This is a genomic window from Novosphingobium naphthalenivorans NBRC 102051, assembly GCF_001590985.1.
In the GTDB taxonomy this organism is placed as follows: domain Bacteria; phylum Pseudomonadota; class Alphaproteobacteria; order Sphingomonadales; family Sphingomonadaceae; genus Novosphingobium; species Novosphingobium naphthalenivorans.
Window position 1 is genome coordinate 44016 of the sequence record NZ_BCTX01000011.1, and the last position, 19566, is coordinate 63581.

At 65.5% G+C, this 19566-nt stretch carries 12 protein-coding genes; 3 read left to right on the forward strand and 9 right to left on the reverse strand.

Going from position 1 to position 19566, the window contains the following annotated elements; genetic code table 11:
• Positions 1 to 93: 93 nt before the first annotated feature.
• Positions 94 to 1200, forward strand: coding sequence for a TetR/AcrR family transcriptional regulator (locus NN5_RS05700; protein WP_157081031.1), 1107 nt, complete (start codon positions 94 to 96; stop codon positions 1198 to 1200).
• A 27-nt stretch (positions 1201 to 1227) separates the two neighbouring features.
• On the opposite strand, the gene NN5_RS05705 is transcribed toward NN5_RS05700, so the two are convergent.
• Positions 1228 to 2640, reverse strand: coding sequence for a metallophosphoesterase (locus NN5_RS05705; RefSeq protein ID WP_245656258.1), 1413 nt, complete (start codon positions 2638 to 2640; stop codon positions 1228 to 1230).
• Complete coding sequence (locus NN5_RS05710; RefSeq protein ID WP_067733062.1) at positions 2640 to 4892, reverse strand: TonB-dependent receptor; 2253 nt, start codon at positions 4890 to 4892, stop codon at positions 2640 to 2642. The genes NN5_RS05705 and NN5_RS05710 overlap by 1 nt, the downstream gene beginning before the upstream one ends.
• Positions 4893 to 5136: 244 nt before the next feature.
• Between NN5_RS05710 and NN5_RS05715 the strand changes: the two genes are divergently transcribed.
• Positions 5137 to 5811 carry a response regulator transcription factor gene (locus NN5_RS05715; RefSeq protein ID WP_067733063.1) on the forward strand — a complete coding sequence of 225 codons (675 nt, stop codon included), beginning with the start codon at positions 5137 to 5139 and terminating at the stop codon, positions 5809 to 5811.
• Positions 5812 to 5830: 19 nt separating this feature from the next.
• Complete coding sequence (locus NN5_RS05720) at positions 5831 to 7168, forward strand: HAMP domain-containing sensor histidine kinase (protein WP_157081032.1); 1338 nt, start codon at positions 5831 to 5833, stop codon at positions 7166 to 7168.
• Here the strand turns inward: NN5_RS05720 and NN5_RS05725 are convergent.
• From NN5_RS05725 to NN5_RS05755, 7 genes are all read right to left on the reverse strand, one after another.
• Positions 7143 to 10262 carry an efflux RND transporter permease subunit gene (locus NN5_RS05725; protein WP_067733065.1) on the reverse strand — a complete coding sequence of 1040 codons (3120 nt, stop codon included), beginning with the start codon at positions 10260 to 10262 and terminating at the stop codon, positions 7143 to 7145. The two genes, NN5_RS05720 and NN5_RS05725, sit on opposite strands and share 26 nt — an antisense overlap.
• A 4-nt stretch (positions 10263 to 10266) precedes the next feature.
• Positions 10267 to 11277: an efflux RND transporter periplasmic adaptor subunit gene (locus tag NN5_RS05730; RefSeq protein WP_067733066.1), complete on the reverse strand. Its 1011-nt coding sequence runs from the start codon at positions 11275 to 11277 to the stop codon at positions 10267 to 10269.
• Positions 11274 to 12662 carry a TolC family protein gene (locus NN5_RS05735; RefSeq protein ID WP_169800951.1) on the reverse strand — a complete coding sequence of 463 codons (1389 nt, stop codon included), beginning with the start codon at positions 12660 to 12662 and terminating at the stop codon, positions 11274 to 11276. The genes NN5_RS05730 and NN5_RS05735 overlap by 4 nt, the downstream gene beginning before the upstream one ends.
• 140 nt (positions 12663 to 12802) lie before the next feature.
• The gene (locus NN5_RS05740; RefSeq protein ID WP_067733068.1) at positions 12803 to 13924 is read right to left on the reverse strand and encodes an ABC transporter permease; all 1122 of its coding nucleotides are present in this window, start codon (positions 13922 to 13924) and stop codon (positions 12803 to 12805) included.
• Between the two features lie 4 nt (positions 13925 to 13928).
• A complete protein-coding gene (rbbA, locus tag NN5_RS05745; RefSeq protein ID WP_067733069.1) occupies positions 13929 to 16682 on the reverse strand; it encodes a ribosome-associated ATPase/putative transporter RbbA in 2754 nt (917 codons plus the stop codon).
• Entirely contained in the window at positions 16679 to 17752 is a 1074-nt protein-coding gene (locus NN5_RS05750) for an HlyD family secretion protein (protein ID WP_067733070.1), read from the reverse strand. Before NN5_RS05750 ends, rbbA begins: the two co-directional genes overlap by 4 nt.
• Complete coding sequence (locus tag NN5_RS05755) at positions 17749 to 19227, reverse strand: efflux transporter outer membrane subunit (protein WP_067733071.1); 1479 nt, start codon at positions 19225 to 19227, stop codon at positions 17749 to 17751. The genes NN5_RS05750 and NN5_RS05755 overlap by 4 nt, the downstream gene beginning before the upstream one ends.
• Positions 19228 to 19566: the final 339 nt, after the last annotated feature.

Genomic DNA, 19566 nt, shown 5'->3' on the forward strand with positions numbered 1-19566 from the left:
AACAGGTTGATAGATGCCGTCCTGGAAACATGGGAGGTTGACGGGCACGCCGCACTGTCTGCGAGAAAGGTCAGCCTTCTCGCAGGTGCTCCGGTGTCTTCAATCTACCATCACTTCGGATCTCTGGAACACTTGTTTTCAAGGACTCAACAGGCGGCGCTCGAACGTGCCCGTTGCTGGTGCGACGCGCAGTTGCATCTGGTGTCGATGGTGGGCGGTGATATGGCGGCGTTTCCCGGCTTCTTTGCCACAGTCGTGGACGAGTGGGCCAATTCGCAGCGCCAGCTTGCGTTTGCCTGGCGGGAGGGCCAGCTGCTTGGCGCAAGAAGCGTGGCCCAGCGGCAGGTGAGCGAGGGCTGGACCGCGCTCTGGGCGGATTTCTGGCAGGCCGCCGGAGAGCAGTTTGGCCTGGGAAGCAAACGGATCGTGGTCGAACGCGTGTTCGAGAATGAAAGCCTGCTCCACATGCTGCGCTGGGAGCGGATGCTCGACCGGGCCGGGCTCGATGAATTTTCCCGAGGCCTCGCGGCGTGGCTGACAGGTTCGAAAATGCCTCCGGCGCCCTGGCGCGAGGCGGCGCGCAGCGAGGCTCAGCGCACCATGCCGGAATTGCCGCAGCGCGACGGCACGGCGGTGGCGGTCATGGAGGCCGCGACTCTCGTTCTGGAACAGCAGGGCGTGGCGGGCCTGACGCATCGCGCGGTTGCCGCGCAGGCGGGGCTTACACTCGGGGTGGTCCTGCACAAGTTTCGCACCAAGTCCGAACTTCTCGCTGCAGCCTTCGAGGGCGTTTACCTGTCAAACCTGGGGCGGGCTGCGCGGGAAACCGAAGCGGCGCAGGCATCGGGCGGAGACCTCTCGATGCTGGATCTCCTGGCGCGGGGCATACACAGATCCGTGGGCAAGGTGGGCATGGAGGAACTGACCCTGGCCGCCGCGCGAGATCCTGCACTGCAGCAGTTCGCATCGCAAATGCGCTACTTGCGCGGCCGCAGTGCAAGAGGCGCGCTGGAGCAGATCGCCGGCGGCAAGCGGCGGATAGGCCATCTCGAAGCCGCCCTGTTCTCCAGCTTCGCATCGGCGCAGATACGGGTGCACACCGGCGCCGACCACGAGCTCGCGCAGCGATCCATACGCGAAGAACTGGAAGTGGTAAGCGCTTGCGTCCGCAATGTCGAAAGTGCCGAGGAAGACGGGTAGGATGATTCAGGTGTTACGTTGCCCGCTTTAGAGCGCGGCGCGGCATTGTGATCGCCTGCCGTTGATCCGGCAGTCACGCAGCTTCTGCCCATCCACGTCGAAGACGGCCGCGTGCCATGTTTTACGGCCGGTCCGTTCCAGCGTCATGTATCCGAAGGATGCAACGATCGCGTCGAAGCGGCGGACAGGCGTTCCGGGAAGCGGGGTAACTTTCGCGGGCAGGACTTGCGGCAAGGGCACGGTGTCTTCCTGGGTGCCCGAGAAGCCCGCGACGAATTGGCTTGGTTGCTTGCCGCCCAGATCCACCTGTTCCCACAAGTGCACGTGCCCGGCCAGCAGGACATCAACCCCCTTGGGCATGACGTGCTTGTTTTCCTTGCCGAACAGCCGGTTCAGCGCCTTGTTTCCGGCCTTCAGTTTGATCTGGCCGTTTTTCCCGGCCTGCGCCGTCACGGCGAGGAAGGGGTAGTGGTCGACTGCGAAGGTAAAGGTCTTGCCCGCCGCCATTTCCGCCAGCATCCGCGCGGTCTGGCGATATTGCGCAGCGTGCGGGTCCGAGGGGGCAATCTTGCCCGTGCCCGCATGGGAAAGGTCCATCACGACGACTTGTGCACCGTCGCCGAGCGGCACGGCATAAGGCGGGCTATAGTCTCCCGCCGTGTCGTTGCCGGGATCGTTGCAGTCGCGTCCGGCAAGCAGCGGCCGGGGATCGAGCAAACGCCACCAGCCTTGGCCCGCACGGGCGCAATTTTCGTGATTGCCGCGGGCAAGGGCCCAGGGGGCTACGGCGAGCAGGGGGGCGCCGGGTTGAAAGAAATCGGCATCCCAGGCATCCCACCCATAGCCCCAGGGCGAGCCCGTGCAGCCTGCCTCGCCCTCAGGGCAGGGGTTTTCGCGGTAGAGATAGTCGCCGACGTGAACCACCAGATCGGGTTTCCACGCGGCGGCTTGCGTGGCGATCCGGGCGAAGGGGTATTGCTGGGGATCGTTGCAGGCCTGCCAGGCATCGTCCTTGGCCTTGAGACGGCAACCGGTGTCGCCGATCACGACGATGCGGTTGATGTGTTTCGGGGGCAAAGGCAGCGGCCGGCTGCCGAGAACGGCACTGGCCGTGCCTTCGGGCACCGTAAGGTCACAAACCCGGACGGGAAAGGCGGAAGGCTTGGACAAGTCCGGAGTGGAGGCTGTCGGGCGCAGCGGTTCGGTTGCAGGAGCAGCGCGCAATTGCATCGGCACTTCGCGGCCGTCGAGCGTGAGAACAGGGCATTGCCCGGCCCGGGTGATCGCGCGGGCCGTGGGAACGCCGTCCGGACCCAGCGCCACGAATGCCGCAAGCACCGGGTCATCGGGACTGGAAAAGCATGGCGCGCCGGACAGGGCCAGCGCGCCAGCAATGGCGGGCACGGTAAGGCGAAGAACGGCCGTGCCCGCCCGTGCCATCAGAACTTGGCCTTCAGGCTGATGCTGGCCTCGCGGCCGGGCTGGAAGTGGTACTGGTCATTGCCCGTGATATCACCGGCGGGACCGTCGTTGATGTCGATCGACGTGACCTTTTCGCTGTTGAACAGGTCTGACACCGTGCCTTCGACCGCGAAGATGCCGAAATCATAGCCGATCGAGAGGATCGTGTTGTGATAGGGCGAGATGCGGTAGCCCGGCGTATTGGCATCGTCGGCATATTGCACGCCGGTGTACTTGTCGATGAGCGAGAACTTCACCGGGCCATGCTTGTACAGGACGCCGGCTGCTGCCGTGCCCTTGGGGGCCTTGGCAACCTGAAGCTTGGTGTCCTTGTCCTTGGCATCGTTGAGCGAGCCGTTGACGAACAGGGCCAGGCCGTTGTTGAAGGCATAGGTGATCTGGCCTTCCACACCTTCGTAGACGACACCGCCCAGATTGTAGAAAACCTTGTCGCCGTCCACGGTCTTGTTGGCGAACTTGTTGTTGAAGTCGATGTGATAGTAATCGGCGTCAATCGACAGGTGCGAGCCGTGATAGACCATGCCGACCTGATAGTTGTCAGACGTCTGGGGCTTCACCGTGTTGTTGGACGGATCGATGTTGTAGAGCACGCTCAGCGGCGGGGCGAGGAAGCCCTTGGCGTATTGGGCATAGGCTGAAAGGTTGTTCGTCACCATGTAGTTGGCGGTAAGGAACGGCAGCGACTGGTGCCAGCTTTCGGAGAAGTGCGCGGGCAGGTGCGTCTTCTGGTTGGCGATAGCGCTGATCGAGCGGGTGAACTCCAGATACTTGAAGCCCGGCGTGATCTTCAGGCCCGAAATCGGCTGCAATTCCAGCTCGGCGAAAAGCTGTTCCTGGTTGCCGTGCGAATCCTGATCGTAGTTGATGTAGGTGTAGTGGGTCTTGCCGTCCGTGCCGGTGTACTTCTGGTTGTAGTTCCAGTTGCCATAGCCGCCTGCGGCAATGTCGTACTCATAGCGCTTGCGGTGCGTGACGTTCCACTCGATCCAGCCGCCCGCGGTGATCTTGGCCCAGGGCGTGACCTGGACCATCGCCTTCATGATGTCGCCGTAAGTGCGGTAGCTGTTGAGCTTGGCGTAACCGGGCAGGCCATCGGCCGAGGTGCGGCTCGTCGCGCCGAGAGCTGCGGCAGTATAGACCGTGCCTCCTTCGACGGTGGTGTCGGCGGCCGTGTAGGTCGAGTTGTTGTAGAAATAGGTATAGGCGCGGTTCTCGAACCGCACGCCCGGCGCGATGTCCGCTTCGAGCTTCACCAGTTCGAAGTCGGTGGTCTTGTTCGTGTAGTTGTATTTCCAGTACTGCGACGAGGTGGGATCGTTGTTGAGCAGGTAGTGCTTGCCGTAATCCTGCACCTGCTGCAGCGTCGGGCCATCGTTGTCGGGCTGGTTGAAATGGTTCTTGTTGTAGGTCGAGAGCAGCGTCAGCTTGACGTCGGGCCCGATCGGAATGACCGCCTTTCCGAACAGGTTAAGCTGGTGATAGGGCGCATAGGACCGCACGCCGTCGGTATGGACGTACTGGCCGCCCAGCAGCACTTCGGTCCCGCCCAGCGCCTTGATCGCGCCCGACTGGAGCATCGGCCGGATCAGCCAGGTGTTGTTGGTGCCATAGGATGCGCGGACGTCGGCGCCCATGTCCTCGCGGGTGGCGCGGGAGAACAGGTTCACGCTGCCGCCGAATGTCGCCTGGCCGAGATTGCTGGCATTGCCCGGTCCGCGGTCGACGACCACGGTCTCGATGGTGTTCGACGGGAAGAAGGTGTTCGAGTGGTGGGTCGGATCGTTGGTGTCGCCGAACGGGACGCCGTCGTAAGTGATGTTGTATTCGCCGTCCTGGAAGCCACGCAGCTGCCCCTTGGATTCGCTGATCCCCATGCCGCCGTCGCCGCCGGTGCTGGTGAAGCTGGGCGTGATGAGGGCCAGCTGGTTGAAGTCGGCGGTGGCGGGCAGCGAGTCCTCGATGAACGAGCGCGAGACGATCGCCTGCGGTTCGGTCGTGTGCAGCGATGCCGTCACCGGCGCGATTTCGTTGGCGCGCGTGCCAGTGACGATGATGTCCGAGCCTTCGGCGATGACGGTGTCGGCGTCGGTGTCCTTGCCCGGCCCACTCTCGTCGGCCCAGGCGGGAGCAGAAAGGCCTGCTGCGAGGGCTGCGAGGCTCAGGCCTGTAAGACCGGCGAACCGGCGTGAACGGATCTTGTCATGAGGCATTGGGAAGTCCCCCCTGGTCGATTGTCTGGGATCGATTTGGGGCGGCTATGGCTGCTGGATGACGAAACGGCGTCACTATTGTTGCAATTCGAATATTGGGAAAATGTAATGTCTCAGGTCATTTGAAGAAAAACAAATAACCTATTTATCACAGTGTTTTGGTGTCCGATTTTGGTGGATGGGAGATTGTTGATTATTCCCAACCCCGCAGGCATGAGGCGCCGCGTTCGATAAGGAGCATGGCATGCACGTGCTTTTGGCTGAAGATGATCTGAAACTGGCCGCGATGATTGCCGAGCGGCTGCGCGCCGAGTCTCATACCGTGGCCCATGCTGGCTCCGGTCCCGAGGCACTGGAACTGGCGGAAGAGGCCGTTCCCGACGTGGTGGTGCTGGACCGTATGCTGCCCGGCATCGATGGCCTGTCGGTGCTCCGGCGCTGGCGCGAAGCTGGGCTGCAGGCGCCTGTGCTCATGCTTACCGCCCTCGACGGCATCGATGACAGGGTGGAGGGGCTGGAATCGGGCGCCGATGACTACCTTGGCAAGCCTTTCGCCTTTTCCGAGCTGCTGGCGCGCATCAATGCGCTGATGCGGCGGGCCGCGGCGATGCAGCCCGACCTGATGCTCGAAGTGCGCGGCGTCGTTCTCGACCTGCTCAAGCGCGAGGCGCGGTGCGGGGATCAGCCTGCCCTGTTGCAGCCGCGCGAATTCCGGCTGCTCGAAGAACTGGTGCGCAACAAGGGCGATACGGTCACGCGGCAGATGCTGCTGGAAAAGGTCTGGGGGTTCCATTTCGATCCGCAGACCAACATCGTCGAAACGCATATGAGCCGCCTGCGGGCAAAGCTGGCCGAAAGCGGCGCGCCTGATCTGATCCAGACGGTCAGGGGCGTGGGCTACAGGATCGACGAGGCCTGACATGCGGAGCCGGGTCCGTATGCTGGACAGTGCCGCCTATCGCATCGCTTTCGCTTGCGCGGGCGCTTTCGCACTGGCCAATATGCTGCTGGGCGGGGTCGTCTATGTCGCCGCGCACAAGGCGATCGTGGCGCAAGTGGAAGGGCAGATCGCCGAAGAATCGCAGTCGCTCGTCGCCGAATTCGGCGAAGGCGGCCGGCGCGAACTTCACTACGCCATTCGCGAGCGGGAAGCTGCCGGTTCGGCCAACGAACTGGTCTATGCGGTCTATTCCCCGCGCGGCGAGCAGATCGATGGTTCGATGCGGACCCGGCAGCAGCCCGCGCTGGGCTGGAGCGACATCCGTTTTGTCGATCCGGTCGAGGGACTGGACCCGGCCCGCGCGCTGGCGGTCAATCTGCCGGACGGATCGCGACTGGTCGTTGCGGCCGACAAGGAGAATGTCGAACGGATCGACGACATCATCGTATCGATTTTCGGTGTCGCCCTGGGAGTGATCCTCCTGTTCGGCCTTGGCGCCGCGCTGTTGATCGGCCGTTACCTGCAGGGGCGCCTCGCCGGTGTGGCCAATGCCGCCGATGCCATTGTTGCCGGGCGGATGCACGAGCGTATCCCGCTCAGCCCTCGCAACGATGAGTTCGACCGGCTTGCCGCGACGCTGAATGCCATGCTGGACCGGATCGCCGATCTCATGGCCAATCTGCGGCAGGTTTCGAGCGATGTCGCGCACGATTTGCGCACGCCTCTGGCCCAATTGCGCCAGCAGCTCGAACACAGTCTGGCGCAGCCGCCCGACGCCTCGGCCCAGCGCGAGGTGTTGCAGGATGCGTGCGAGCGTATCGACGAAGTGCTGGGGCTGTTCGCAGCGATCCTGCGCATATCCGCGCTCGAAGGCAGTCCGCGCCGTGCGTTCGCGCCGATCGAGCTCGAACCTTTCGTCACCGATCTGTGCGAGATCTATGCCCCCGCAGTCGAGGATGGCGGACGCAGCCTGACGTGGTCGATCGCACAAGGCGGCACGATCGAAGGCGACCGCGAACTGCTGGCGCAGGCGCTGATCAACCTGCTCGACAATGCCCAGATCCACACGCCGCCCGGAACCGGGATCGAAGTCACCCTGTCGGCCGATGCGGACGAGTTCCGCCTGACGGTTGCCGACCGTGGGCCGGGCGTGCCCGAAGCCGACTGGCCCCGCATCGCCCAGCGCTTCACCCGCCTCGAAGCCAGCCGTTCGACGCCCGGGCACGGGCTCGGCCTGAACCTTGTGCAGGCGATCGTGCGTGCGCATGGGGGACGCATGGAAATCGGCGGCAATGCGCCGGGCTTGCGCGTTACGCTGGTCTTTCCGAAGTCATAGCGGCCGCCGGTTCCGCCGGGCCTCCTTGCGGGTGCCGGTAGGCCAGGATCAGGGCGGGCAGGGCAATCAGGCTCATCGCGGTCGAGCTGATCAGGCCGCCCAGAATCACGATCGCCATGGCGCCCTGGATTTCGCGTCCGGCCTGTCCTGCCTCCAGCGCCAGAGGCGCAAGGCCGAGGCCTGTGACGAGCGCCGTCATCAGGATCGGCGTCACGCGTTCGCGCGTGGCGCGCAGGACAGTGGCCATGGTCCAGGCTTCGCCTTCGCTGGCGACGAGGTGATCGGTATGGGCGATCAGCAGGATGGCGTTGCGCGCGGAAATGCCGAACAGGGTGACGAAACCCACCAGCGCGCCCAGTGAAAGAATCCCGCCCGTCAGCGCCACTGCCACCACGCCGCCAGTCATGGCGAAAGGCGCGGTCGTCAGGATCAGGGCGGCGGGCCGCGGGCCGCCGAAAGCGAGCGCGAGCAGGGCGATCATGCCCACCGCGGCGATGGCGACATTGATTGCGATCTGCCGCTGGGCCGCCGCTTGCCCCGCCGCCTCGCCGCCGAAATCGAGATAGACGCCTGCCGGCAGCTTCACCTTGCGGGCGATCTGCGCCTTCGCGTCGCGGACGAAGCCGGCGATGTCGGCGCGGGTCGGGTTGGCGGTGACGATCTGCAGCCGCTGTCCGCCCTCGTGGTTGATCAGCGGGCGGCCTTCCGTCAGCGCCAGCGAGGCGATCTGATCGAGCGGGACGGTCGAACCGCCGGCCCCGCGCACGAGGACGGAGCCCAGTTCCTCGGGATCGCGCACTGTACCGGGCGGGAACGTCATCGACACGTTGGTGATCCGGTCCGCCTGCGCGACCTGAGCGGCCGTGCGGCCCTGAAAGGCCAGCTCGATGGCATCCTGCGCATCGGCCGGGCTGACCCCATGCAGCGCCATGCGCTCGGGGTCGAGACGGATCCGCATCATCGGTGATTGCGGCTGCGACTTCATCTGCACATCGGCCGCGTCGGGCACCGTGCGCAGCACGGCGGCGATCTGGGTGGCGACACGGTCCAGCGTATCGAGATCGGCGCCGTAGATGCCAATTGCGACTTTCGCGGTCTCACCCGACAGGGATTCGCCGATGCGATCGCCCAGGAAGGTCTGGGCTTCGGTGTTGAGGCCGGGATAGCTGGCCAGCACGCCGCGGATGCGGCCCAGGATTTTCTCTTCCGCATGGCCGCCGACGCTGCTGTCCAGTTCGACGTGAATTTCGCTTTCGCTAGGCGGAAAGATGTCTTCGCCCGCTTCGGCGCGGCCGATCTGCTGCTCGACGGTCGCGACGCCGGGGATGGCAAGGAGATCGCGTGAAATGCGCGCGCCTTGCTCGCGCATCCAGGACATCGACGCACCTGCGGGTCCCCTTACGCTCAGCACGTAGTGGCGTTCCCGGAACGAGGGCAGCAGTTCCGAGCCGAAGCTGGAAAAGCCCGCGAGGGTAAGAATACCGATGACGGCGCAGGCCAGCGCGGCCTGCCTGGGACTGGCGCAGACGGTTTCCAGAAGCCCGGCGTGACGGTCCTTGAGCCAGCCCAGAAACGCGGGCTCGGAATGCGGTTTGGTCTTGCCCAGCATCAGCATGGCGAGGGCGGGCGTGACCGTGACGGCAACGGCGAGCGACGCCAGTGTCGCCAGCAGGAAGGAAAGCGCCAGCGGGCTGAAGAAGGCTCCTTGCAGCCCGGTCAGGAACAGGATCGGCATGATCGTCAGTGCGAGCACATACGTCGCATAGACCACCGGCCCGCGCACTTCGATGGCGGCGGCTTCGATAATGCCCGCGCGGCTTGCGCCCTCGGGCGCCATGCGCAGCCGCCGGACGATGTTCTCCAGATCGACGATGGCATCATCGATCACCACGCCCAGCGCGACGGCAAGGCCGCCGAGCGTCATCGTGTTGATCGTCTCGCCCATCGTGTCGAGCACGATGAGCGCGGCCAGCAGCGACAGGGGGATCGAGAGAAACGCGATCACGGCAACCCGAAGATCGCGCAGGAACAGCATCAGGATGAACGCGATCAGCGCCGCACCGATCAGCAGGTCCAGCTGGATTCCGGCCAGTGCGGTCTGGATGAAGTTGGCCGGGCGGTGCATCGCGGGATAGACCTTTATCCCTTGCGCCTTGAGTGTGGGCATCAGGTCCGCCAGCGCGGCTTCGGCCGTGCGCGTGGTGTCCAGCGTGTTGGCCCCGTACTGGCTGGAGAGAGTCAGCAGCAGGCCGGGCTTGCCCATGACCAGCGCATCGCCGTACTTCGGCGCGGCGGCATAGCGGACATCCGCGACATCGCCGATACGGATCTCCGGGCCTGATCCCGCAGCAGGCAGCACGGCTTCGGCAATGGCCTGCGGGGTGACGGCGCCGTTCGCGGGCTCCACCAGAATGCGCTGGTTGGGCGTTTCCGAAAAGCCGCCGCCGCGGATCGCGGTCGCGGCCCGGACCGCGCTTTCGACATCGCTCAGTGCGATATGGCGGGCGACGAGTTCGGCGGGCTTCACCTGCACTTCGATCTGCCGCTGCTCGCCGCCGAAGACATTGATCCGTGCCACCCCGCGCGCGGCGAGCAGGCGCGGGCGGACCTGCCATTCGACGATATCGCGCAACTGCATCGGGCTCAGTGTGTCACTGAGAAAGCCGATCTTCAGCAGGTCCATGGTCGAGGAGGTCAGCGGCGTCAGTTTCGGTGCATCGACCCCGCCGGGCAATTGCGATGCAGCCTCTGCCACCGCCTCCGCGATCACTTGCCGGGCGCGGTAGGGATCGCTGCCGTCGACGAAAGTCACGGTAATCACCGAAAGGCCCGGCACCGATTCCGATCGCACCATGGCCACGCCATTGGCGCCGTTGACTACCGCTTCAAGCGGGCGCGTGACCAGCGCCTCCACCTGCTCGGGCGTCATGCCGGGCGCTTCGGTCTGCACGACGGCCTGGGGCGGGACGAATTCGGGGAAGACGTCGTAGCGCGCCTTCATCACGGTGACGGTGCCGAACACCAGCAGCATGAGCGCGGCCAGCATGACCATGACTGGATGGCTCAGGCACAGGCGGATGATCCGTTTCAGCATGGGATCAGTCGTCTTCCTGCACAGCCGAAGCGCCGCGCTCGACGGCAAACAGGGTCGTCGCGCCGTCGGTCACGATCGGCTCTCCGGCGGTCAGGCCGCGACTGACCAGCCAGCCTGCATCGATCGGCTGAGCCTCGTCGATGGCAATGCGCCGGAACGTGCCCTTGCCCGTCCGGCGATAGGCCCAGAGCGCCCCTTGCCAGCGCACGAGCGCCGAACGCGGGACGATCACGCCGTGCTGCACGGCGCCGCCTGCCGCACGCGCCGTGAACTGCCGCCCCGCCATCGCGCTGGCCGCCATGGGCGCGGGGAGCACGGCCAGCATCGCGGCATCCTGCAACTGCGGATCGGCCGCTGCGGCAGGGCCGATGATCCGCACCGTCTGGCTATGCTGACTGTCCGTGATCTGGACGGGCGTTCCGGGTGCCAGCGGCGGCCCCGGAATGTCGATGCGCAGCAGCGCGGCGCGCCCGGCGCCGGCATCGGCGATGAGAACACTGCGCGCGGCCGGGCTCATCCGGGCAAGGCCGGGGCCGAATTCCAGACCGAAGCGCCGCTCGGCCAGTTTGACTTGTGCCGCGTCGCTGCCGGCCTTCGCCCGCGCCGCCTCGACAGCCTGGCGCGAAGCGCTCTGGTCCTGTGCCGCAAGCGAAGCGAGCCGTTCTGCATCCGCCCGCGAGGCGGCCAGATTGGCGCGCGCGGTGGCGAGATCGGCATCGATCGAGGCCAGTGGCGACAGATCCAGCACGCGGGCAAAACCCCGGCGCAGGCCCGCTGCGGAACCGGCAACGACCGGCTGTGTCCTGATCGACGCGTGGGCCAGCTGCTGCGCGTTGAGCCGGACCACGCTGTCCTGCTCCGGCGCGTTTTCGGCAGGGCCAGCGGCCTCATCGTCGCCGTCACCCCCACTGCCGGTGCCGCTTCCGAGATGCAGCACGCCGGTTCCGGCCAGCACCAGAGCCATGACCACGGCCCCCAGCGCCGCCCAGACAGCGGGCCCGAATCCTTTCTTCATTCTTTGCTTCCCCGGTCTTGTGCCATCAGCAGTTCGGGCCCTGACAGCGGGCGCTGCAAGGCATCTTCCAGCGCGGCATCGGCGCTGTGGACCCGGACCAGCGCATCGCTGGCATTGATCCGCGCCGTCAACGCTCCGGCCTTGGCGGAAGCCCAGTCCACCCGGTTGATCGCCCCGGCCGCCATCTCGCGGTCTGCCCGTTCGGCCAGCCGCTCGGCATTCGGCAATTCGATCTCGCGGACATGCTGCAAGGCCAGGCGCGCGGCGGCGCATTCGCTCAGCGCGCTGTCGACGGCGGCCCGGGCGGAAGCGACGGCGGCTTCGACCTGCTTGCCCTTTTCGCTGCGGCTTGCCTCGGCGGCGGCGATGGCGTGGCGGTTGAGGTCCAGCGGCGGCAGCGCAAGGCCGATGTTGAACGGCAGCTTCACCAGCCCGCGTTCCCATGTGTAGCCGGGGCTGAGGGTAATCTGCGGATATTGCCGCGCCACTTCGCCGCGCAGCGCCTGTTCCGCCTGCCCATAAGCGACCATCGCGCGCAGGATACCCGGACGCGCGAGCATCGCCTGCCGGAGCTGCTCGCGGGAAGTGGCCTGCAAGGGAAGGGGGGCGGGATCGGCAAAGCCGGGCCAGTCCGCATTCGGGAATGCAGCTTCCGGAACGCCCACGGCTGCGGCCAGCGCGATCTTCGCGGCCTCCACGGCGTGGTCCGCATCACTGGCGAGCCGCGCCGCATCGGCGCCTTCGGCCCGGACCCGCTCAAGCTCTGTCCGCGATGCTGCCCCTGCCGTCACACGCCGTTCCATGGCGGCAAGCTGCCGCGCGCGCAGATCGGCAAGCTGGTGGTAAAGGCCGGCCCGTTCCGTGCTGCCGATGCTTTCGATCAAGGCCCGATCGATCGCCATTCGCGCCGACCAGAGGGTATCGGCATAGACATAGCGGGCATCATCGACGGCGAGTGCCGCGCCGGCAATGCGGGCTTTACGAACACCGCCGATGTCGAGCGGAACATCCAGCGCGCCGCCCAGCAGCCAGGGGGAGCTTGCGCTGGTGTCGTGGGCATATTCGCTGGCCAGCGTCAGCGTGCTTCCCGGCGCCTGCCGGGCGGCAAGCGCCTGGGCAGAGGCCGTTTCGATCCCCGCACGGGCGGCGGCAATATCGGGATTGTACAGCAGCGCAGCGGCGAGCAGCGACAGCTTGTTCCATTGCCATGGCGCCAGGTCCGCACCGGGCGCGATCCTGCGCACCTCGCCCGCGACGGCGGCTTCGTCCAGCCGTGCCGTCTCGCGCTGCCGGGCCAGTGCCTGCGTATCGACAGGCACGGCCTCATAGTGGGCGCAGCCTGCAAGAGTGAGAGCTGCCGCCAGTGGAACACTTCGCAGTTTCAAGGCAGAACCCATCCCCTGATTTGGAACGCATTTGAAATGCGCGAGCGCCCATACATTGTCCGCCTGCGCCCGGCGAATTGCAAATTCCCAAGGTTGTTCAGGGCTGCACGGCGATCCGTCCCGAGCCGGCCGCCTCCGCTTTACGCCATGGTGTTGATGGCCTTGCGGAACTGGGCGAGCGAAATGGCGTAGAACACCGCCCCGATCGCGATGATCGCGAGGAACTGCGGCCAGACCACGCTGATGCCCGCGCCGCGATAAAGGATGCCCTGCGCAAGCTTGACGAAATGGGTGGTGGGAGCGGCAAGCATCACGTTCTGGACGAATTGCGGCATACTCTCGCGCGGCGTGCTGCCGCCCGAGAGCAATTCGAGCGGCACGATGGTCAGGATCACCAGCAGGCCGAATTGCGGCATGGAGCGCGCCACCGTGCCCAGGAAGATGCCCAGCGAGGTGGTGGCGAAGAGCACGGCCGCCGTACCGAGCAGGAACAGGCCGATCGATCCCTCGATCGGCACCCCCATGGCCCCCTCGACCACGAAGACCAGCGCGAACCAGGCGGCGCACAGCACTACCAGCCCCATCGACCAGACTTTCGCCGCCATGATTTCGAAAGGCGTCACCGGCATCACCAGCAGATGCTCGATCGTGCCATGCTCACGCTCGCGGATCAGCGCTGCACCGGTGAGAATGATCGACAGCATGGTGATATGGTCGATGACTTGCATCACCGCACCGAACCAGAGCGAGGTCAGGTTCGGGTTGAAGCGTGAGCGCACTGCCAGTTCGATGGGCAGGGGCTCGGACGGCGCACCGCGGCTCGCGAAAGTGCTGACTTCGGTGTTGATGATCTGCTGAATGTCCGAATTGCCCGAAAAGGCCTGGGTCATTCGCGTCGCATCGATATTGAGCTGGATCTCGGGGCGGCGCCCGGCCAGCAGGTCGCGTTCGAAATTGGGCGGGATATCGAGAACGAAAGTATAGCGCCCCTGATCCATCAAGGGATCGATTTCGCTGCGGTTGATCAGCACCGGCGTGTTGAAATGCGGCGGGAAGAACGCGTCGATGATCCGCTTCGACAATTGCGAGCCATCCTCGTCCACCACCGCGATCGTGGCCTGGTGCAGCGTTTCGGGGATCGCGGTTGCGGCGATGTAGATCGAAATGGTGAAGGCGTAGATGATCAGCGCGACCATCATCGTGTCGCGCGAGAGGCTGCGCAGTTCCTTGATCCCCAGGCGCCAGATATTGGAAAGCCGCATCGTTTCAGTGCTCCTGCTTGCGCACGAGCGCGATGCCCGCCGCCATGAGGATCGGCGCTGTGATCGCCAGGGAAAGGAACGCGCTTGGCAGGTCGGAAATGCCAAGCGCCTTGCAGAAGATGCCGCGGCTGATGGTGAGGATATGCGTGGCCGGATAAATGACGCCGACCAGCCGTCCGGCGCCTTCCAGCGAGGCGACCGGGGTCAGCAGGCCGGAAAATTGCACGGCAGGAACGATCGTGATGATCGCGGTGCCGAAGATGGCGGCGATCTGGCTGTTGAGGAAGGTCGAGCAGATGAGGCCGATGGCGGTCGAGCTCAGCGAGAAGAGCAGGGCGCCGAGCGTCAGCGCGATCAGGCTGCCCTTGATCGGCACGCCGAACACGGTCACGGCCAGGAGGGCAAGCAGCACGAAATTGATCATCGCCAGCGCCACATAGGGGAGCTGCTTGCCGAGCAGGAATTCGCTGCGGGTGACGGGCGTTACATAGAGATTGACGATCGACCCCAGCTCCTTCTCGCGCACGACGCTCAAGGCCGTCAGCATCGCGGGAATGAGCAGCAGCAGCAGCGGAATGACGGCGGGCACGATCGCCACCAGGCTCTCGACATCGGGGTTGTAGAGGAAGCGCGTCTCGACCGAGGCCAGCCCCAGGGTAGGCCGCACGCCCAGCGACTGCTGGGAAAATTCGGAAAGCCATGACAGGTGCATGGCCTGGACATAGGATAGCACGGTCTCCGCCCGGCTCGGCATGGATCCGTCAACCCACATGCCGATCGAGACATGCCGTCCATGCTTGATGTCGCGCGCGAAATGGGGCGGGATCTCGATGACGACGCTCAGTTCGCCATTGCGCATCCGCCGTTCGAGCTCGGAATAGCTGTAGATCGGCTGATGCTCGACGAAATAGCGCGATCCCGAGAGATTGAGCGCATAGTTCTGGCTGGTGGTCGTGCCGTCGCGATCGAGTACGGCAAAGGGCAGGCGCTCGACATCGAGGCTGATGCCATAGCCCATGATGAACAGGAGGAAGATGCTGCCCAGCAGCGCCAGCGTCGCGCGAATGGGATCGCGGCGCAGTTCCATCGTTTCGCGGCGGCTGTAGCTGATCATGTGCCGCAGGCTGAAGGGGACGGGCCGTTCCGCCGGGCGCTTCAGGCTTGCCGTCTCCGGCGTGCTTCCCGAGTCCGGCGATACATCGGCCCGCGGTGCATCATCGTCATCGAGACCGCCCAGACGACGCAAATGGCTGATGAATGCCGCTTCCAATGTCGTTTCGCCGCTGGCCTGAACGATCCCGGCCGGCGTGTCGGTCGCCAGCACTTTGCCCATATGCATCAGCGCGATGCGGTCGCAGCGCTCGGCCTCGTTCATAAAATGGGTGGAGATGAAGATCGTGACCGCGTCGTTGCGGGCGAGGTCGATCATCATCTGCCAGAAGGTGTCGCGCGCGATCGGATCGACGCCCGAAGTCGGCTCGTCGAGAATGAGGATTTCCGGCGAATGGATCACCGCGACGGCCAGGCTCAGGCGCTGGCGCTGGCCCAGGGGCAGGCTGTCGGGATAGGCATCCATCAGCTCGGTGAGACCGAAGCGCAGGGCCATTTCCTGCACCCGGTTCGCGATCCGCTCGGGCGGGACGTGGTAGAGCTGCGCGTGCAGCTCCAGATTCTGCTGCACGGTCAGTTCGGTGTAGAGCGAAAAGGCCTGCGACATGTAGCCCACGCGCTTGCGGGTCTCGATGTCGCGCGGATCGACTTCGCGGCCCAGCAGCAGTGCCTCGCCTTCGCTGGCCGGGAGCAGGCCGGTCAGCATTTTCATGGTCGTGGTCTTGCCGCAGCCGTTCGACCCGATGAAGCCGAAAATCTCGCCGCGCTCGATGCGGAAATCGACATGATCGACGGCCGTGAACGCGCCGAAGCTCTTGGTGAGGCCGCGCGCCTCGATCGCGGGCGGGCCGTCGAGCGCAGCCGTGCGCGGGGGAATGGTCACGGCATGATGCTCGCGCCGCTGCTCTTCGGGCAGCAGGGCGATGAAAGCCTCTTCCAGCGTCGCGCTGCCGGTGCGTTGCAGCAGTTCGGCCGCCGTGCCTGTAGACAGCACCTGACCGGCATTCATCGCGACGAGCATGTCGAAACGCGCTGCCTCTTCCATATAGGCCGTCGCGACCAGCACGCTCATGCCGGGACGGTCGATGCGGATACGGTCGATCAGATCCCAGAACTGCGCGCGGGAAAGCGGGTCGACGCCGGTCGTCGGCTCGTCAAGCAGCAGCAGGTCGGGATCGTGGATCAGGGCGCAGCACAGGCCGAGCTTCTGCTTCATGCCGCCGGAAAGCTTGCCAGCCGGTCGCGTGCGGAAGGGGGCGAGCCCGGTCGCTTCGAGCAGTTCGTCGATCCGTGCCTCGCGCTCGGCCTTGCCCTGGCCGAACAGGCGGGCGAAGAAGTCGATGTTCTCCACCACCGACAGGGTCGGATAAAGATTCTTGCCCAGCCCCTGCGGCATATAGGCAATGCGAGGGCAGACGCGCCGCCGGTGGCCGGCATCGGCCATATCGCCGCCCAGCACTTCGACCCGCCCCTGCTGGATCGCGCGGGCCCCGGCAACGAGCGCGAACAGGCTCGACTTGCCGACGCCATCGGGGCCGATCAGGGCAACCGTCCGGCCTGCCGGCAAGTCCAGGTCCAGCCCGTCCAGCGCGATGGTATCGCCAAAGCGCAGGCGCACGCCGGAAAGGCGGGCGGCGAAATCGCTCATTTGAACGGCGTGAGCGCCAGCTTGGCAGGCCAGGGCTTGTCGTGATCCGTCCGCACATAGGCCATGCCGGGCATACCAGATTTCACAATCTTGCGTATCTTTGCCAGCAATTTGGGATCGATCGTGGCGCGGACGCGGAACATCAGCTTCTCGCGCTCATTCTTGGTCTCGACCGTCTTGGGGGTGAATTGCGCGACATCGGCCACGAAGCTTATCCGTGCCGGGATCACGCTGTCCGGCGCGGCATCGAGCACGAGCCGCGCCTCGTCGCCCAGAGCGACGCGGCCGGCGGCCTCTTCCGGCAGGAAGAACGTGAGATAGACGTCGTTGAGGTCGATGAGATTGAGCACCTTGCCGCCGCCGCCCACCACTTCGCCGGGTTCGGCGATGCGATATTGCACGCGGCCATCGCGCGGCGCGCGAAGCTGCGCGTCGGTGATATTGGCGTCGACCTGCCGGACCAGCGCCTGCGCCGCCGAGACGTTGTCCTGCGCGCCGGCTGCCTGCGCGCGCGCCGTGGCGATGGTGGCGTCGATCGCGGCGATCTGCGCCTTGGCGGCATCGACACCGGCCTGGGCGTTCTGCAGCCGCGTGTGATCGTCCTCCTGCTCCTGGCGCGGTGTCGCGCCTTCGGAGGCAAGCGCGGTCGAGCGCACGAGATGACGCCTGGCGGCTTCCAGATCGGCCTGGCGCTGGCGCAGCTGGGCCTGTGCGGCGGAACGCTGGCTTTCAGCCTGCGTAACCTGCATCTGCGCGGAGGTGACAGTCGAGAGCGCAGCCTGAACCTGGGCCTGGGCCTGGGCGCGCTGCGCCTGCAGCGTGTCGGTATCGATGGTGGCGAGCAGTTGCCCGGCCTTCACTTCATCGCCTTCGTCGACCAGGATCTTGCGGACCCGGCCCGGCGCCTTGGCGGCAATGTCGATCTCGGTGGCCTCGATCCGGCCATTGCCGCTGGCGATGCCTTCGCCCAGCCCGTCACGCGTCAGATAGTATCGCGCGATCAATATGGCCGCGATCACTATCGCGGCGACGGCGAGGCGGATCGCCCATTTCCTTGTCGTGCCATTCACGGCGTTGGTCCCTGTTTTTGGAGTCCCGTTTGCTGGGGGCCCTGTTGTCGGGATTGCTGAGCCTGAGCGTGAGCTTCGGGGAAAGCTCCGCCCAGTGCGGCGTAGAGTTTGACGCCGCTCGCCAGCCAGGCGCGGCGCAGCTGGATGAGCGTCTGCTCGGCGGAGAAACGGTCGCGCTCGGCATCGAGCACTTCGAGATGGGCCACGCGCCCCGCCTCGTAGCGGATCCGCGACAGGCGCGCGCGCTCGGTCAGGGCCGCAATGGCCTGTTGCGTGGTATCGATCTGCGCCGCCAGCCATTGTCGCTGGGCCAGCGCGTCGGCGACATCCCGGAACGCGGACTGGATGGTTTTCTCGTAATTGGCGAGCATCTCGTCGCGCCGCGCCTCGCTGCCGCGCAGATTGGCGTGCAGTTTGCCGGCGGTGAAGATCGGCAGCGAGATGCTGGGCCGGAACAGCCAGGCGCCCGTGCCCTTGGCGAACAGATTGTCGAGATCGCCGCTGGCGCTGCCGCCCAGCGCCGTAAGTTTGATGGAGGGCAGGAAGGCCGCGCGCGCGGCGCCGATATTGGCTTCGGCCTCGCGCAGCTGATGTTCGGCGGCAGCGACATCCGGGCGGTTGACCAGCAGGTCGGAAGGGAGGCCGGCGGGGATCGGCTGATCCAGCCCGACCGCGGCGAGATCGTGCGTGAAACGGGTATTGTCGACCGGGCTGCCGACCAGCAGCGTCAGGGCATTGAGATTCTGCGCGCGGGCCAGTTCGAGCGTCTGGATCTGCGCGGCGGCCTGGGTACGCAGTGTCTCGCCCTGCGTGACTTCGATCTTTGAGCCCGAGCCCAGATCGTAGCGGCGCTGGAGCAGATGGAGATAGGCTTCGCGATTGGCCAGCGTCTCGCGCGCAAGGGCAAGGCGCTCGGCATAGTCGCGGTCGGCGAGATAGGCCGCGGCGACCTGAGCGACCAGACTGGTGGCCAGGCCGCGGCGCGCTTCCTCGCTTGCCAGATATTGCTGCAGTGCAGCCGCGCGCAGGTTGCGCAGCTTGCCGAACAGGTCGATTTCCCAGCTCGCCTGGAGCAGGCCGTCATAGCCGGTAAGCTTGTCGTCCTGCAGCAGCGCGGCAAGATTGTCGGGCAGGCCGATCCTGGTCATCCCGGCCGAAGCGGCCAGTTGCGGCGCCAGATCGGCACCGCGTATGCGCACCAGCGCGTGGGCCTGCTCGATCCGCGTTGCCGCCGCGCGCAAGTCGCGATTGGACGCCAGTGCCTCTGCGATCAGCGCCTTAAGCTCTGAATCCGTGAAGAAATGTTCCCATCCGATATCCGCGGCCGAGCCCGAAGCGGTCCCGGCCGCCATGTCCGGATAGTGCGCCTGCACCGGCAAGGCGGGCTGGACCGGCCGGGGGGCGAACGAACAGCCCGTGACGCAGACAACCGACGCGAGCGTTCCAGCGATTCCGACGAAGCGATTTCTCAACATATCCGTCCAAACCGCCCCTGACGCCGGAACCCTGCTTAGGTGCACGAACTGCTGCACCGCACAAGACTAGCGCGATTTCTCTTTGTACGAAACGCCTTAGGATCATTGACAAGGATTTTTCCGGCTGTTGGCTGAAGCCGATTCTCTCTTTCAGGGGGTTGGCACGGTTGCGTCCCGGCCGGTCTGGGTGCTGATGGCGATACCGTAAGCGGCCCAATATCCCGTTGGGTCAGGGGCCGGGATGGGGTAAAGATTCCCCTCGAACCTGTCCGGCATTTTGCCGAACGATCAGGGACACGCGCGGCGCTGGTACAGGTGCCAGGACCATGAGCGGAAGGC